The following is a 16,112-nucleotide window of genomic DNA, read 5'->3' on the forward strand; positions in this document are numbered from 1 at the left end:
GGGAAGAGACCGAGATCACCGCCGGTTGATATCGGCATGGACCTCGTCTCCGCGCTCGATTTCGCCCGCACCCACCAGCGTTCGGTGCTGACCACGATCCGCCGCAACGGCCGCCCGCAACTGTCCAACGTGCTGCACGTGGTCGGCGACGACGGCGTCATCCGGATCTCCATCACCGCTGATCGCGCGAAATACCACAATCTCGTCCGCGACCCGTGGGCCGCCGTCCACGTCACCCGCGACGACTTCTTCGCCTACGCCGTCCTCGAAGGCATTGCCGACGTCACCCCGGTCGCCGCCGACCCGGCCGACCCCACCGTCGACGCCCTGGTCGACTACTACCGCGCCGCCTCCGGCGAACACCCCGACTGGGACGAATACCGCCGAGCCATGGTCACCGACCACCGCGCCCTGGTCCGCTTCACCCCCAACCACGCCTACGGCCTGCTCTGACCTCGTCAAGACTTAACTGAACTACTTTCGAAGTGCCCGGTAGCACGCGAATGGCAGTCCACTGCGGAGATCTACTCCGACCCCGAGCTTGCTCGCCGACTCCGCGGCCCGTTCACCACCACCGATTCCGTCGACGTCCCGCCCCCGGGCAAGGTCGATGGCTGAGAAACTGCGGCAGCATCCGCTGAAATTCGACCTGGGAAAGGTCGAGGTCGACGGTATCCGGCTGGACCAATGACAGTACGAAGTCACCGGTGGCGGACGAATTTGGTATGCCATAGACGACGAGCGGCGGACGCTGTGGATCACGCAGGCTGGGACCGGACATCCGCGAGAGACCGATAAGCGGCGGTGATCAGTGCTGCAGCAGGTCGGAGACGGTGACGAAACGGTAACCGGCGGTGCGGAGTTCGGTGATGATGCGGGGGATGGCGGCTAGGGAGTCGGCGCCGTATTTGTGCATGACGTGGAGCAGGATGATGGAGCCTGGGCGGGTTTTGCCGACGGTTTCGGCGACGATCTCGTCGGTGGTGGCGATCTTGCCGGAGTCGGGTTCGATGTCCCAGGTGACCGTGGTGCGGCGGTGTTCGGCGAGATAGTGCGGTAGGGACCAGAGTTTCTTGCCGTTGGGAGGGCGGAAGGTGACGGGTCCCTGGTAGCCGGTTTTGCTGATTTCGGCGTCGGTGCGTTCGATTTCGTCGCGGACAGTGTCGGCGGAGACCAGGACCATGCGGCGATGGGTGTAGGTGTGGTTGCCGATTTCGTGGCCTGCGGCGGCGATGGCCCTGCCGTAGTCGGGGTGGGCGGCGAGGTCGCTGCCGACAAGGTAGAAGGTGGCCGGAACCTGGGCTTCGGCAAGGGTTTTCAGAACGTCGGGGGTGCGGTCGGTCGGCCCGTCGTCGAGGGTGAGGGCGACAACCTTGTCGGTGGTGTCGACACGCGACACCAAATGCCCTGCCAGCTGAAAGGTGCGCGAATTCATCAGGAAGTAGCCGCCGACGGCGAGAACAAGCACGATGACAAGAACCAGCACACCACCGATGAACCCTTTGCGCCGCATCATTGCTGTCTAGCAGGTTCGCTCCGACAACGAAAACGGTGGCGCCCGAACCTTTTCAGGCCGGACGCCACCGTCGAAGTACGCAGCGAGATCAGAAGTTGATCATGTGCCCCGCGAGCCCGTGGAAGGCTTCCTGCAGCGCTTCGCTGAGCGTCGGGTGGGTGTGCACGTTGCGGGTCAGCTCGTTGACGGTGAGGTCCCACTTCTGGGCCAGCGTCAGCTCAGGCAGCAGCTCGGAGACGTCCGGGCCGATGAGGTGCCCGCCGAGCAGTTCGCCGTACTTGGCGTCGGCGACCAGCTTGACGAAACCGGTCGGATCGCCGAGCCCGTGCGCCTTGCCGTTGGCGGTGAACGGGAAGGTCGCGACCTTCACGTCATAGCCCTCGTCGCGCGCCTGCTGCTCGGTGAGACCGAAGCTGGCGACCTGCGGCTGGCAGAAGGTGGCACGCGGCATCATCCGGTAGTCACCGAGGGTGACGGTGTCCGCACCCGCGATGGTCTCGGCGGCGACCACACCCTGCGCCTCCGCGACGTGCGCGAGCTGCAGCTTCGCGGTGACGTCACCGATCGCGTAGATGTGCGGCACGTTGGTGCGCATGTAGTCGTCGATCGCGATGGCGCCGCGGTCGGTGAGCTGGACGCCCGCCGCCTCGAGGCCGTAGCCCTCGACGCGGGGCGCGAAGCCGACGGCCTGCAGCACCTTGTCGACGGTGACCGTCTCCACGTTGCCGGACTTGTTGTCCTTGATCGCGACGGTGACCTTCGAGCCGTCGTCGTCGATGGACTGCACGGCGGCACCGGTGGTGATGGTGATCCCGAGCTTCTTGTACTGCTTGGTGATCTCCTTGGAGACGTCGACGTCCTCGTTCGGCAGCGCGCGGTCGAGGAACTCGACGATGCGCACGTCGACGCCGTAGTTCTTGAGGACGTAGCCGAACTCCATGCCGATCGCGCCTGCGCCGACGATCAGGATCGAGCCGGGCAGGTCGCGGGTGAGGATCTGCTCCTCGTAGGTGACCACGTTGTCGCTGAGCGTGGTGCCGGGCAGCAGCTTCGTGACGGTGCCCGTCGCGATGATCACGTTGTCGAAGGTGACGGTCTCGGTTCCGCCCTTCGACAGCTCGACCGACAGGGTGTTCGCGTCGGTGAAGGTGCCCTTGCCGTCGAACTCGTCGATCTTGTTCTTCTTCATCAGGAAGTGAACGCCCTTGACCCGGCCGTCCGCCACCTTGCGGCTGCGATCGAACGCAACCCCGAAGTCGAAGTTCACCTCACCGGAGATGCCGAAGGTCTTGGCTTCCTTCGTGAAGATATGGGCCAGCTCGGCGTTGCGCAGCAGCGCCTTGGAAGGGATGCAGCCCACGTTGAGGCAGACACCACCCCAATACTTCTGCTCGACGATCGCGGTACGGAGGCCAAGTTGTGCCGCGCGGATGGCGGCGACATAACCGCCAGGACCGGCACCGAGAACGACAACGTCGTAATGGGAAGTCACGCTGTCGAGCCTAACTCTGTTGCTTGAAGTTGGCCCACCGGTCCCCCGCAACATTGAGCCGTGCGCCACAACCGGGCGGGAAAGTTCGGTGCGCAGGACGCAGATCGGGTACGGAAGTGCCAGTCGTTGCGCGTTAGTGTGGGCGCGTGGTGGATCTGTCGGGGCGAGGCGATCCACCCACGTCGTCGGTAGCCGCGACCCGCGTAGTCGAAGCAGATCGGTCGGCCCCGGGGTCGCTGCTCGATGGGACCGCTTCGACGCACCTCATCCGATTGGTTCGCGATACGGCGCGACGGACCGGAGTCGCCGAAGCGCAACTGGCCGCCATCCACGGCATCGACGACTCCGCGTTGTCAGGCGAGCTCAATCGGATCCCGCTGCATTCGCTGCTGCAACTGTGGGAACTGCTCGCGACGGCAAGGCCGGAACCGGGCGCTGGTCTCGCGGTCGTCGCTGCCGCGCCGCTCGGCACCCTCACCACCTGGGACTACCTCGTCACCAACGGCCCAACCCTCGCCGACGCGCTCGGTGCGGCGCAGCCGTACCACCGGCTGGTCACCGCGGCCGCCGAAGGCTTCGGCCTGACCCATGACGGTGACCTGACCGTCGAGTTCCGCACCACCGCAGGGGATCCGGCGGTCGCCGCGGTGATCAACGAGTACGTGCTGGCGTACTACCTGCGACGGGCGCGCGAGGCGACCGGCCGCCAGGTCGTTCCGGCACGTGTCGCGTTCAGCCGGGCCGCGCCACGCAACCACGACGCACTGACCGCCGCGTTCGGCACCGACCGCATCGAATTCGACGCTCCCGCAGACACCATCACGTTCCGCGCCGACGACGCGACCGCGTCGCTGCCGCGCGCCGACCCGATGCTCGCCGACCTCCTGCGCAGCCACGCCGACCTGGTCTTGGCCACCGCCCGCCCGATCCCCGGACCGTTGGAGGCGTTCCGCATCGCCCTCGCCGCCGCGCTCACCGCGGGTGATCCGGCGCTGACCTCGGTCGCGCATCGGATGGCGGTCAGTCCGCGCACCCTGCAACGCCAGCTCGCCGAACACGGCACCACGTGGCGCCACGAATTCGACCTCGTCCGATATGAGCAGGCGAAAACCCTGCTCGCCGAAGGACGTTTGACCACCTCCGCGATCGCGACCCGGCTCGGCTTCACCGACGACCGCGCCCTGCGCAAAGCCTTCCACCGCTGGAGCGGCACCTCCCCCACCAGATCGCGCCGCGCCTAGCGAGTGGCACATGGCTGCGGCGTTTGTCGAGAGGACCTCTCCACCATGTGCCACTCGTTGGTGAAAACCTGTGCGAGGGTGGGGCGCAGCCCGCGAGGTGCTGGTCGCGGATCGGTTCACCTGGGAGAACGGGGTGGCGCGAATGGACCGGGTGGTGGCGTCGGCGGACCTGGGAACGAGGGTGCTGCGCTCATAGCGTTAGCCGTACCGGATCGGAGCGGTTCGGACAGCGAAGAAGAGGCAGAGCAATGAGCGTTCAGACCACCAACCAGGCGAGCACCACCGGCGTGCTGCCGCAGATCTCGCGGGAGATCCAGTTGGCCGCGCGGCCGACCGGTGCGCCGACGGCGGAACATTTCGCGCTGGTGGAGCGGCCGATCCAGGAGCTCGCCGACGGACAGGTCCTGGTGCGCAACACCTGGATGTCGGTGGACCCGTACATGCGCGGACGAATGGATGATCGCCCGTCCTACATCGCCCCGTTCCAGTTGGGCGCGGCGCTGGAGGGATCCGCGGTCGGCGAGGTGATCGCGTCGAAGGCGGCGAGCCTGCCCGTCGGCAGCACGGTGACGCACTTCGCGGGCTGGCGCGAGTATGTGGTGCTCGACGCGGAAACCGCTACCCCCGTGGACACTTCGCTCGCGGCGGCACACCACTACCTCGGCGCGCTCGGCACAACCGGTCTCACCGCGTACGCCGCGCTGACGGATGTCGCACCGGTGAAACCCGGTGACACCGTGTTCATTTCGGCGGCGGCAGGCGCGGTGGGCAGCGTGGCCGGGCAGATTGCCAAGGCTCTCGGCGCGGCGAAGGTGATCGGCTCCGCGGGCGGGCCGGCCAAGACCAGGCTGCTGCTCGACGAATTCGGCTTCGACGCCGCCATCGACTACCGGGCGGGCGATCTGGCCGGACAGTTGGCGGCCGCCGCGCCCGACGGCATGGACGTCTACCTCGACAGTGTCGGCGGCGAACACCTGCGCGTCGCGGTCGACGCGATGCGCCCGCACGGCCGAGTCGCGCTGGTCGGCGCGATCAGCGGCTACAACGGCGCCACCGCCGAGCCAGGGCCTGATCTGTACAAGGCTGCGACACGGGAGGTTTCGCTGCGCGGCATGCTCGTCAGCAGCTACTTCCCGATCTTCGGCGACTACATCACCAAGGCCGCGGCCTGGCTGGCCGACGGCACGATCCGCACCACGGAGACGGTCTACGAGGGCCTCGATCAGGCGCCCGCCGCCTTCCTCGGTGTGCTCTCCGGCGCCAACACCGGCAAGATGCTGGTCCGCCTCGGGTGAGGTACCGGGCGATGGGGTCGCGCCACACCTGTTTTCGGCCCTTCGAATCAGCGCGGCCCAGCTGTCGTACCCCGGCGCGATACTGAGCCGATGGTGACAGCTGATGACGTGCGGCGGATCGCGATGAGCCTGCCGCGCACCACCGAGGCGCTGGTCAGGGACCGGGTGAAGTACCGGATCGGCAGGATCGTCTACTTGGCGCTCTCCGCGGACGAAACCCGCATGGGCTTCGCCTTTCCCAAGACCGAGCGGGTGGCGCTGGTCGAGGCCGAGCCGGACAAGTTCATGATGCCGCGCCCGTCGCGTGAGCGAGCGCAGCGAGCGAGCCATGTCACAGCGCGCATCGCGCATACCGGAGCCGAGCGCCAGCGAGGCGCAGGTATGAGCGGTACAACTGGGTCCGGGTGCGGCTGGCCGCCATCGACGAGGCGGAACTGACCGAGCTCATCGAGGAAGCCTGGCGCATGTGTGTCCCCAAGCGAGTAGCCAAGGAACATCTGGGCTAGTCGCGCCAGACCTGCTGGGCGACCCGTGCGAAGTTGCCGCTGAACAGGGCCGCTCGATCGCTCGGGCTGAATCCGCGGCGGGTCAGTACCTCGTCGAGACCGGGGACCTCGCTGAGGCCGAGGAGGTCTTCTGGCGGGACCCATTGCAGTGGACCCCATTTGGTGTATGCCTCGGGGTAGGAGGCCGGATCCGAGCGCAGCATGTCGTTGAAATCCTCGGCATCGAACGAATAGTCCGAGCCGACGCCGATGTGCTCGATCCCGACCAGCTGCACGCCGTATTCGACGTGGTCGGCCATTGCCTCGATCCGCGCCGCCTTTTCGTCGACTCCGTTGTGGCCCAGGAAGATTCCCACGCCGTTGAGTCCGATCACGCCACCGGTCGCGGCGCACGCCTTCGCCTGCTCATCGGTGATATTGCGGGGATGATCCCAGAGCGCGGCGAAGTTGGAGTGGCTGTAAATCATCGGCACCTGCGTGTGTTTCGCGAGATCGAGGCCGCTGCGCCGGGAACAGTGCGATCCGTCGACGAAAATGCCGACCTCGTTGAGTTTGCGCACGAGGTCGCGGCCATACGCGGTGAGGCCGGCGTCGTCGGTGTCCAGGCAGCCGCAGCCCGCCTGGTTGGCGCGGTTGTAGGTCGGCAGCAGCGAGCGAAGACCCAACTCGTAGAACAGCTCCACGTTGTCCAGGTCGCCGCCGAGCGGCCCAGAGTCCTCGAGGTCGAAGGCCAGCGCGATGACATCCGGGTCGCCGATATCGGAAATGCTGTGCACCAACCGGAATCGCCCGTCGGCGAGCGCGTCCGCACGGAACTGACGCGCCAGCTGCAACGAATCCTCGGTCGTCTGCGCCGAATACCCGATGTTCACCGACAGGTAGGAACCGAGCGGATAGCGGGCCAGGTCCGCGATGCGCGCGCCTGGCTGCAACGGCAGACAGCAGTGCTGCTCCCAGAGAAAGGGCGGCAACCGGAACCTCCTGGTCGAATCAACCTCGAACCAGCGATCCTACGGAGCGGGGGCCTGCCACTAACGCATTCGCCGACGGTGTCGAGCGGCCTGGATTCGCCCACGTAACAGCATGTCCAATTCGCCCGATTCACTCCATGCTTCATTCTTACTGCCTGAAGGCGGTGCGACATGCGTCGCATACTTCTCTTGATTGTCTCCATCGCCACCTGCGTCGGCCTGTGGATCGTGCCGGGACCGGCCACGGCGGCTCCCCCGTATTGCGGACAGGTGTGGGGTTCGCTCGACAAGACGAGCGGGTCGATGTCGAGCGCGCCGATCACCAACGTGCGCGCAGGCCGACACGAATGCTTCGACCGGCTGGTGTTCGACCTCGCCGGTCAGGTGTCCGGCTACCGCGCGGGTTACGTCGGTGGCATCTCGATGGACGGCTCGGGCGCGACGGTCCCGGTACGTGGCGGCGCGGTCCTGCACATCGTCGTGCTGGCGCCCGCCTACGACAGCGCAGGCAACGCGACCTACCAGCCCGCGAACCGCAGCGAACTGGTCGACGTCGCCGGCTACCAGACCTTCCGGCACGTGGCATGGGCCGGATCGTTCGAGGGCCAGACCACCGTCGGCCTCGGCGTGCGCGGCAGGCTGCCGTTCCGGGTCTTCACCCTCGACGGCCCCGCCCGGGTGGTCGTCGACGTAGCGCACTTCTGGTAGCCGTGACGGCTCGGTTCGGACCGCTCGGCACAATATGGGGATGCGCGGCGTTGAGCAGGACATGACCGACCCTTACCTCTGGCTCGAGGAAGTCACCGACGAGCGGGCCCTCGACTGGGCGCGGGCGCACAACGAGGTGGTCGTCGAGCGATTCGCCTCGTCGGACCGGTTCAGCGCGCTCGAGCATCGCATCCTGGACATGCTCGACACCAATACGAAGATCGCCTACCCGGGCCGGCGTGGTCAGTGGCTCTACAACTTCTGGCGCGACGCCGAGCACCCGCGCGGGCTGTGGCGGCGCACCACGTTCGCCGAGTACGCCAAGGACTCTCCCGATTGGGACGTGCTGATCGACCTGGACGCGCTGGCCGCCGCCGAGGCAGAGAACTGGGTCTGGGGCGGCGCGGGCGTGCTGCGCCCCGAGCAGTCCCGCGCGCTGATCAGCCTGTCCCGCGGCGGCGCCGACGCCAAGGTGGTGCGCGAATTCGACATGGCCACAAGGCAGTTCATCGAACCGGCCGACGGTGGTTTCTTCCTGCCAGAGGCGAAGTCCGAACTGCGCTGGATCGATCTCGATTCCGTTTATGTCGGAACGGATTTCGGCCCCGGCTCGCTGACCGACTCCGGGTATCCGCGCATCGCCAAGCGCTGGCAGCGCGGCACCGCACTGGCCGACGCGCAGACCGTCTTCGAGGGCGCGGCCGACGACGTCGCGGTCTCGGCGGGCTATGACCGCACCCCCGGCTACGAACGCCATTTCGTCGGCCGCGCCACCGACTTCTTCAACGAAGAGGTGTACCTGCTCGAAAACGACGGCACGCTGCGGCATTTGGAGACACCGAGCGACGCAAGCGAGTCCTGGTACAAGAATTGGCTGCTCGTGCGCCTCAAGTCGCCGTGGGAAGTCGACGGCACCACCTACCCGGCGGGCGCCCTGCTGGCCACCGGCCTCGACGAGTTCCTCGCCGGCGCACGCGACTTCGAGGTCGTGTTCACTCCCGACGCACACACCTCGCTGCACGGGTACGGCTGGACCGAGAACTATCTGCTGCTCATCACCCTCGAAGATGTGCAGACCAAGCTCTACGTGGTGACCCCTGGCGCCGACGGCTGGCGCCGGGAACCGCTGGCCGACACCCCGCAGATGGCGACGACCAGCGTGATGAACCTCGACCCGCTCGAGGGCGGCGACGAATTCATGCTCACCACCAGCGGATTCACCACCCCCGCCACCCTGCTGACCGGCTCGGTCGGCGGCCACACCGAGCAGCTCAAGCAGGAGCCGGGCTTCTTCGAAGCCGGCGGTATCGAGACCGAGCAGTTCTTCGCGGCCTCCGACGACGGAACCATGGTGCCGTACTTCGTGATCCGCCACCGCGACCGCAAGGGCACCCCCGGCCCGACGGTGATGTCCGGGTACGGCGGCTTCGAGATCTCGCGGACGCCCGCCTACAGCGGCGCGTCCGGCATGGGCTGGCTGGAACGCGGCGGCACCTGGGTGACGACGAACATCCGCGGCGGCGGCGAATACGGTCCGCAGTGGCACACCGTCGCGCAGAAGGCCAACCGGCACAAGGCGTTCGAGGACTTCGCCGCGATCGCCAAGGATCTGGTCGCGCGCGGCATCACCACCGCCGACCAGCTCGGCGCGGTCGGCGGCAGCAATGGCGGCCTGCTCATGGGCGTGATGCTGACCCGGTACCCGGAGTTGTTCGGCGCCATCGTCTGCCAGGTGCCGCTGCTGGATATGCGGCGCTACCACCTGCTACTGGCAGGCGCCTCGTGGATCGCCGAATACGGTGACCCGGACAAGCCGGAGGAGTGGGAGTACCTCAGCAAGTACTCGCCGTATCAGAACGCACGGGCCGACGTCGCCTACCCGCCGATCCTGCTCACCACCTCCACCCGCGACGACCGGGTGCACCCGGGCCATGCCAGGAAAATGGCTGCGCTGCTGGAGGAACAGGGCCACGAGTTCTGGTATCACGAAAACATCGAGGGCGGCCACGGCGGTGCGGCGGACAACAAGCAGTCGGCGTTCCAGGCGGGGCTGATCTACGAGTTCTTCACGCAGATGCTGATCGAACGGCGCGGCTGAGCACTCGCCTCGCCCGCGCCGTAGCAGGGCCGGGCGAGGCAGCCATGGGCCGCTTCGGCTTTCGATATCTACGCCGTAGACACGATCTATGCCGTAGGGCTCAGCGGTCGCGCAACCACTTCTCGATCTGGTCGATCGTGCTGCCGGACTGCTGGATCCAACCGTTGTGCCCCAACGGTTCCGGCTGATGCCACTGCGTCACCTCGGCCTGCGGCAGCTTCTCGAGCAGGTGCTCGGCGGAACCGGGCGGGGTGAGATCGTCGCCGGTCATGGTGATCGACAGCACGGGCAGCTTCAGGCGCGCGATCCGCTCCTCGTAGTCGATGTCCGCGCCGACCGGGACGAACCGGCCGGTGCGGGCCAGCCGCGCCCAATCCGCGATCAGCACCTTCGACTGGCGGCCGAAGCCGCCCGAGATCTTGTCGCCCGGCCAGAAGCCCGCCAGGTTGGCGGTCAGCGAGATCGCCGCCGTGCCCATGAGGATGCCCGGCCCCGAAAGTCCGGGATAGCCACGGTGATACGGCGTGCCGGAGGCGATGAACACCAGTCCGCCGAGCCTGCCGCGGATCCGCGCGGCATACATGACGGCAAGCTGGCCGCCCATGCTGTGGCCGACCAGGTACGGCGTGCTGGCCGGGAACCGGTCACGCACCACCTGGAAGATCGCCGGGAAGTCGACCGAAACCAGCTCGTGGTAGCCGAAGGTGCTGGCGGAGCTGGGTTTCGGCGTGCTGGCACCGTTGCCGCGCAGCTCGCCGATGGCGACGTCGAACCCGCGCTTGGCCAGACCGGCGCCGAACGTCGAGTAGTACTCGGCGGGCACGCCGAGCCCTGGCACGATCACCAGCACCGGCCGCGGGGTGTCCGGCGTGACCGGATGCCGGTGCTCGCCGACGGCCGGGATCAATCGCACCGGAACGGTGCTGCCGTCGGGCATCTGGATCGGAACCGTCTCCATCCCGGGAACGCTACCGCGAGGCACCGCACGCGTGCAGATCGGCGACGCCGGCGGACCGGAGCAGCGGTGAACGGGCTCCCTCCGACAGTGCCCGTTCCCCTCGCTCCTGCCCAGCGCGATCCGTCGGCGCAGCACTCCGTCAGGCGCCGACCGCCCCCATGATCACCCTGCTCAGCACCCGGATCACGTCGTCGAGCGGCGCGCGCGGATCCGATCCGCTCCATGCGTCGACCACGTAGTTGACGGCGCCGATGATGGCGAGCACCCGCATCTCGTAGTCACCGGTCGGGATCTCGCCGTGCATGGCGGCATCCTCGGCGGCACCGGCCAGCAGCGAACCCCACACCCGGCGCAGCTCTAGCCGGAACTTCTCCACCTTCGGGCCCGCGCCGACCACCTCGACCAGCGCCACCCGCGCCTTGCGCGGGTCGGAGCCGATCGACTCGACGTACGCGCGCACGGCGGCGTCGATGATCTCGAGCGCACTGGCGTCGGCCTTGTTCTCCAACGCCTTGGTGACCGTGTCCCGCGACTCTCGATCGATCTGCTCGTAGAGCTCGAGTAGTAGGGACTCGCGGCCGGTGAACTCCTCATAGAACTGTCGTGAGGAGAGACCAGCGTCCTTACAGATGGCGCCGACCGAACTATTGGCGTAGCCGTCGCGCGCGAAGACCGTCAGGCCCGATTCCAGAAAACGCGCACGCCGCTGACGTTGCCGGTCCTCGACGGGTTGCCCGGCATACATTCGACCCGTATTCGCATCCTGTGACATTGGGGCAGACAATACAGAAGCCCTGGAAGGCCTTGTCATCGATCGGGCTGTTCGTTTCAACCCTGTGCCGACCGGTGGTTTGCCGAAAGTTGGCGAGACCGTAGAGGACTCAATGCATACTTGTACGATCTGAAGCAGTCCGTCTCCGAAACAGCGACTTGTGCATGGCAAATGCCAAGACGGACAGGAAGGCCGTTCTGTACAACCCCAGCAACCTTGCCGTCACTGACTGTTTGCCCTAATGGGCGTTTGGGGCAGACCGGCACACTACGCGTGATTTTGACGGGAATTCGTAGAATTATTCGTAAACCGAACCGGTCCGCTGGTTCTGCCGGATTCGTCCCGTCGCCGGCCGATGTCGCCCGACCCGCGGAGAGTTCGGCGAATACATCGTCGAATAGCGACGGCTTATGGTGGGCCACATGCTGATTGCGTTGCTCTACGGACTCGGCACCGCGGTGCCGCTCGTACTCGGCGCTGTGATCGGGCTGCGCTGGACGCTGCCGAAGGCGGTGCTCGCCTCGCTGATGGCGTTCGGCGCGGGCACCATGATCGCCGCGGTGTCCAACGAGCTGTTCGAGCCCGCCTTCGGCCAGGCGGGCGTGCTGATCGCCGCGCTCGCCCTCTTCGCGGGTGCAGGCGTCTATGTCGTGGCCAATCACCTGATCGAAACCCGTTTGGGCGCAAGCGCAATCGGATGGGCACTGATGCTCGGCACCGTGCTCGACGGCATCCCGGAGAACACCGCGCTCGGCGTCACTCTCGACGGCGGTGGCGGGTTCGCGCTACTCGTGGCGGTCGCGGTCGGCAACGTACCCGAGGCGATCAGCGGCGCGGCATTGATGCGGGACAAGCACGGCATTCGCGACTGGGGGCCGTTATGGCTCTGGACCGCAACAGGTTTGACGCTGGTCGTGGTCACCGTTGTCGGACATGCCTTGTCGGACAACCTCTCCGCGACGCACATCAGCGTGGTACAGGCCTTCGCGGGCGGTGCGACCATCGCGGTGCTCGCCGACTCACTGATGCCGGAGGCCTACCGCGAGGGAGGCTGGTGGGTCGGCATGGCCACCGCGGCAGGCTTTCTCGTGGCGTTCGTACTCGGCTGAGCTCGCGCCCGGCCGCGGCGATCGCGCTATTTCTTTGGTGCAGTGGCGGTTTCCGGCCGGACCGAGTCGAACAGGTCCGCGCAGCGGGTGAGCAGCTGCTGAAGCGTCGCGCGCTCGGCGTCGGTGAATCCCGCCGCCACCGCGCGTTCGACCCGCACCGCGCGCGCGTCCGCGTCCTTCATGACGGCGGCGCCGTCCTCGGTGAGGCGCGTCTCGAGGATGTTCTTGTGCCACGCGTGCGGGGTCCGCTCGATGAGGCCGCGGTCCTGCAGGTTGGTCAGCACCGTGTTCATCGTCGGCGGCGTCACGCCGCACAGCCGCGCCAGTGCCGCGGCCGAGATGCCGGGGTTCTCGTCGAGGAACAGCAGCGCGGCGTACTGCGCGACGGTGACGCCCGCCGGCTTCAACGCGGCGTTCTTCGCCGTGTTCAGCGCCTGCTCGGCGCGCTTCACGTACGAGCCGATGCGCTCGGTCGAAGGCAGGGACGTCATAACCGCATGGTATCTGCCCACTCCCACGTTCGACTCTTGACGGTAGTTAGAACTCTAATCTATGTTCGTCTCGTTACTTAGATGTGAGTTCATCTGAGCGATAGACCTTATGAGAGGCACAACCATGTCCCACGCAACGCGCCGCCGTCTTTCGGCCGCCGCCATCGCGCTGACCTGCACCGCTGTGGCCGCCTGTGGATCAACCGACAAGGCCGCATCGCCTGCCCCCGCACCGCGGATCAGCACCGCCTACGCACTGCCGAACGACCGCGCCTACCCAGAGGGGATCGCGGTCGACGCACGCACCGGCGACACCTACGTCGGCTCGTACACCAACGGCAGTGTGTACCGGGCCGCCCCGGGAGCCGCCCGAGCCGAGACCTTCCTGCCCGAAGGCACGGACGGCCGCACGACCGCCAACGGACTGAAGGTCGACCGAGCAGGTCGACTGTGGGTCACCGACTCCACCGCGGGAGTCACCGTCTACGACACCGCGACTCGGGCCGCGGTCGCCCGATTCGACGTCCCGGGCACCGCCGCCCGCTTCGTCAACGACCTCGCCATCACCCCCGACGGCACCGCGTACCTGACCGACAGCGCACGCAGCGTCGTCTACCGCGTCACCACCGAACAACTGGCCGACGCCGTTGCGCACGGCGGCCGCGCCGAACTCACCCCGCACTACGACCTGAGCACCGTCGTCGCGCAACACGACCCGGCTGCGTTCACCCTCAACGGCATTGCCGCCGACCCCGCGGGCCGCTACCTGCTGACCGTCGACATGAACGCAGGCGAGCTGTATCGAATTCCCCTCGCCCCCAACGCCACCGACCCGATCCGCAAGGTCGCCATGCACGGCGGCGACCTCACCCACGGCGACGGCCTCGAACTACACGACAACACCCTGTGGGTCGCGCAGAACACGATCAACACCATCTCCCGCTGGACAGTCACCGAAGACGGCACCGCAGCCACCAGGACCAGCGCCTTCACCGACGAGTCGCTCGGCCTACCAACAACATTGGTCCGCACCAACAACCAGACCCTGGTCGTCGCCTCCCAATTCGACAAGGGCGGCCCCATGGGCCCGGGCACCCCGAAGCCCTTCACCGTCCTCGCCGTCGACGGCATCTGACCCGGCGCCCCTACAAAAGGCCGAAGGCCGGCCCACCAGATGGTGGGCCGGCCTTCGGTTCGAAAAGTGTTGCCGGGTGGCAGGACTCAGAAGTCCATGCCGCCCATGCCACCGGTCGGGTCGCCGGCGGGAGCGGCGGCCTTCTCCGGCTTGTCGGCGACAACGGCCTCGGTGGTGAGGAACAGGGCCGCGATGGACGCCGCGTTCTGCAGCGCGGAGCGGGTGACCTTCACCGGGTCGGCGACGCCGGCCTTGAGCAGGTCCTCGTACACGCCGGAGTCGGCGTTGAGGCCGTGGCCTGCGGGCAGGTTGGAGACCTTCTCGGCGACAACGCCGGGCTCGAGGCCCGCGTTGAAGGCGATCTGCTTCAGCGGGGCCGACAGCGCGACGCGCACGATGTTCGCGCCGGTCGCCTCGTCACCGGTCAGCTTCAGGTCGTCCAGAGCCGGAGCCGACTGCAGCAGGGCCACGCCACCACCGGCGACGATGCCCTCTTCGACGGCAGCCTTGGCGTTGCGCACGGCATCTTCGATGCGGTGCTTGCGCTCCTTGAGCTCGACCTCGGTCGCGGCACCGGCCTTGATGACCGCAACACCGCCGGCCAGCTTGGCCAGACGCTCCTGCAGCTTCTCCCGGTCGTAGTCCGAATCCGAGTTCTCGATCTCGGCACGGATCTGCGCAACGCGGCCCTTGATGGCCTCGGCGTCGCCTGCACCCTCGACGATGGTGGTCTCGTCCTTGGTGATGACAACCTTGCGCGCCTGGCCGAGCAGCTCGATGCCTGCGGTCTCCAGCGAGAGGCCGACCTCTTCGGTGATGACCTCGCCACCGGTCAGGATGCCGATGTCGGCGAGCTGCGCCTTGCGGCGGTCACCGAAGCCGGGCGCCTTGACGGCGACGGACTTGAAGGTGCCACGGATCTTGTTGACCACCAGGGTGGACAGGGCTTCGCCCTCGACGTCCTCGGCGATGATCAGCAGCGGCTTGCCGGCCTGGATGACCTTCTCCAGCAGCGGGAGCAGGTCCTTGACGGTCGAGACCTTCGAACCGACGAGCAGGATGTACGGGTCCTCGAGGACCGCTTCCTGACGCTCGGGGTCGGTGACGAAGTAACCCGAGATGTAGCCCTTGTCGAAGCGCATGCCCTCGGTGAGCTCCAGCTGGAGACCGAAGGTGTTGCTCTCCTCGACGGTGATGACGCCTTCCTTGCCGACCTTGTCCATGGCCTCGGCGATGAGCTCACCGATGGACGAGTCGCCCGCGGAGATACCAGCGGTAGCAGCGATCTGCTCCTTGGTGTCGATCTCCTTGGCGGTGTCGAGCAGCTTGGCGGTGACGGCCTCGACGGCCTTCTCGATGCCGCGCTTCAGGCCGAGGGGGTTCGCGCCGGCCGCGACGTTACGCAGGCCCTCACGCACGAGCGCCTGGGCGAGCACGGTGGCGGTGGTGGTGCCGTCGCCAGCGACGTCGTCCGTCTTCTTGGCAACTTCCTTGACCAGCTCGGCGCCGATCTTCTCGTACGGGTCCTCCAGCTCGATCTCCTTGGCGATGGACACACCATCGTTGGTGATCGTGGGGGCGCCCCACTTCTTCTCCAGGACAACGTTGCGACCCTTCGGCCCCAGCGTCACCTTGACCGCGTCAGCGAGGGCATTGAGGCCCCGCTCGAGACCGCGACGGGCCTCTTCGTCGTACGCAATTGTCTTGGCCATGGCGTTGTTGAGATCCTCCATGTATATGGCTGACACACAGGACGATCGCAGGTCGGATCGCCCCATTACGCTGGCCAGGTTCGGTGCCCGCGACGGACGACCGAGGGT

The 16,112-nt window shown here is 67.1% G+C and carries 15 protein-coding genes; 8 read left to right on the forward strand and 7 right to left on the reverse strand.

Going from position 1 to position 16,112, the window contains the following annotated elements:
* The first annotated feature begins 36 nt into the window (after positions 1 to 36).
* Positions 37 to 453, forward strand: coding sequence for a PPOX class F420-dependent oxidoreductase (locus ACGFNJ_RS01555; RefSeq protein ID WP_393442208.1), 417 nt, complete (start codon positions 37 to 39; stop codon positions 451 to 453).
* Positions 454 to 808: 355 nt separating this feature from the next.
* On the opposite strand, the gene ACGFNJ_RS01560 is transcribed toward ACGFNJ_RS01555, so the two are convergent.
* A complete protein-coding gene (locus ACGFNJ_RS01560; protein ID WP_393442210.1) occupies positions 809 to 1,516 on the reverse strand; it encodes a polysaccharide deacetylase family protein in 708 nt (235 codons plus the stop codon).
* An 88-nt stretch (positions 1,517 to 1,604) separates the two neighbouring features.
* Positions 1,605 to 3,008, reverse strand: a complete 1,404-nt coding sequence (gene lpdA / locus ACGFNJ_RS01565; RefSeq protein ID WP_393442212.1) for a dihydrolipoyl dehydrogenase — start codon at positions 3,006 to 3,008, stop codon at positions 1,605 to 1,607.
* A gap of 272 nt (positions 3,009 to 3,280) precedes the next feature.
* On the opposite strand from lpdA, the gene ACGFNJ_RS01570 reads away from it, so the two are divergent.
* The 3 genes from ACGFNJ_RS01570 to ACGFNJ_RS01580 all read left to right on the forward strand — a co-directional run bounded on the left by ACGFNJ_RS01570 (position 3,281) and on the right by ACGFNJ_RS01580 (position 5,982).
* On the forward strand, positions 3,281 to 4,249 hold the full coding sequence (locus ACGFNJ_RS01570; protein WP_393442215.1) for an AraC family transcriptional regulator ligand-binding domain-containing protein: 969 nt from the start codon (positions 3,281 to 3,283) through the stop codon (positions 4,247 to 4,249).
* Between the two features lie 248 nt (positions 4,250 to 4,497).
* Positions 4,498 to 5,544 (forward strand): NADP-dependent oxidoreductase, encoded by a 1,047-nt coding sequence (locus ACGFNJ_RS01575; RefSeq protein WP_393442218.1) that lies wholly within the window; start codon positions 4,498 to 4,500, stop codon positions 5,542 to 5,544.
* A gap of 90 nt (positions 5,545 to 5,634) precedes the next feature.
* Positions 5,635 to 5,982 (forward strand): hypothetical protein, encoded by a 348-nt coding sequence (locus ACGFNJ_RS01580; protein WP_393442221.1) that lies wholly within the window; start codon positions 5,635 to 5,637, stop codon positions 5,980 to 5,982.
* A 64-nt stretch (positions 5,983 to 6,046) separates the two neighbouring features.
* On the opposite strand, the gene ACGFNJ_RS01585 is transcribed toward ACGFNJ_RS01580, so the two are convergent.
* The gene (locus ACGFNJ_RS01585) at positions 6,047 to 7,021 is read right to left on the reverse strand and encodes a dipeptidase (protein ID WP_393442223.1); all 975 of its coding nucleotides are present in this window, start codon (positions 7,019 to 7,021) and stop codon (positions 6,047 to 6,049) included.
* 171 nt (positions 7,022 to 7,192) lie between these two features.
* Between ACGFNJ_RS01585 and ACGFNJ_RS01590 the strand changes: the two genes are divergently transcribed.
* Positions 7,193 to 7,729, forward strand: a complete 537-nt coding sequence (locus ACGFNJ_RS01590; RefSeq protein WP_393442225.1) for a hypothetical protein — start codon at positions 7,193 to 7,195, stop codon at positions 7,727 to 7,729.
* A gap of 40 nt (positions 7,730 to 7,769) precedes the next feature.
* Positions 7,770 to 9,827 (forward strand): prolyl oligopeptidase family protein, encoded by a 2,058-nt coding sequence (locus ACGFNJ_RS01595; RefSeq protein WP_393442227.1) that lies wholly within the window; start codon positions 7,770 to 7,772, stop codon positions 9,825 to 9,827.
* A 100-nt stretch (positions 9,828 to 9,927) separates the two neighbouring features.
* Here ACGFNJ_RS01595 and ACGFNJ_RS01600 read toward each other — a convergent pair whose 3' ends face one another.
* Together ACGFNJ_RS01600 and ACGFNJ_RS01605 are read right to left on the reverse strand one after the other, a co-directional pair.
* Complete coding sequence (locus ACGFNJ_RS01600; RefSeq protein ID WP_393442229.1) at positions 9,928 to 10,785, reverse strand: alpha/beta fold hydrolase; 858 nt, start codon at positions 10,783 to 10,785, stop codon at positions 9,928 to 9,930.
* A 139-nt stretch (positions 10,786 to 10,924) separates the two neighbouring features.
* Complete coding sequence (locus ACGFNJ_RS01605; protein ID WP_245745735.1) at positions 10,925 to 11,557, reverse strand: TetR/AcrR family transcriptional regulator; 633 nt, start codon at positions 11,555 to 11,557, stop codon at positions 10,925 to 10,927.
* 422 nt (positions 11,558 to 11,979) lie between these two features.
* Here ACGFNJ_RS01605 and ACGFNJ_RS01610 point away from each other — a divergent pair, with 422 nt between their 5' ends.
* Positions 11,980 to 12,666, forward strand: coding sequence for a ZIP family metal transporter (locus ACGFNJ_RS01610; protein WP_393442232.1), 687 nt, complete (start codon positions 11,980 to 11,982; stop codon positions 12,664 to 12,666).
* Positions 12,667 to 12,692: 26 nt separating this feature from the next.
* On the opposite strand, the gene ACGFNJ_RS01615 is transcribed toward ACGFNJ_RS01610, so the two are convergent.
* A complete protein-coding gene (locus tag ACGFNJ_RS01615) occupies positions 12,693 to 13,157 on the reverse strand; it encodes a MarR family winged helix-turn-helix transcriptional regulator (protein ID WP_393442234.1) in 465 nt (154 codons plus the stop codon).
* Positions 13,158 to 13,281: 124 nt separating this feature from the next.
* Here ACGFNJ_RS01615 and ACGFNJ_RS01620 point away from each other — a divergent pair, with 124 nt between their 5' ends.
* The gene (locus ACGFNJ_RS01620; protein WP_393442236.1) at positions 13,282 to 14,292 is read left to right on the forward strand and encodes an SMP-30/gluconolactonase/LRE family protein; all 1,011 of its coding nucleotides are present in this window, start codon (positions 13,282 to 13,284) and stop codon (positions 14,290 to 14,292) included.
* Positions 14,293 to 14,378: 86 nt separating this feature from the next.
* On the opposite strand, the gene groL is transcribed toward ACGFNJ_RS01620, so the two are convergent.
* Entirely contained in the window at positions 14,379 to 16,004 is a 1,626-nt protein-coding gene (groL, locus tag ACGFNJ_RS01625; RefSeq protein ID WP_393442238.1) for a chaperonin GroEL, read from the reverse strand.
* Between the last annotated feature and the right edge of the window lie 108 nt (positions 16,005 to 16,112).

Origin of the sequence: Nocardia sp. NPDC049149 (genome assembly GCF_043197455.1) — a bacterium.
In the GTDB taxonomy this organism is placed as follows: Bacteria; Actinomycetota; Actinomycetes; order Mycobacteriales; family Mycobacteriaceae; genus Nocardia.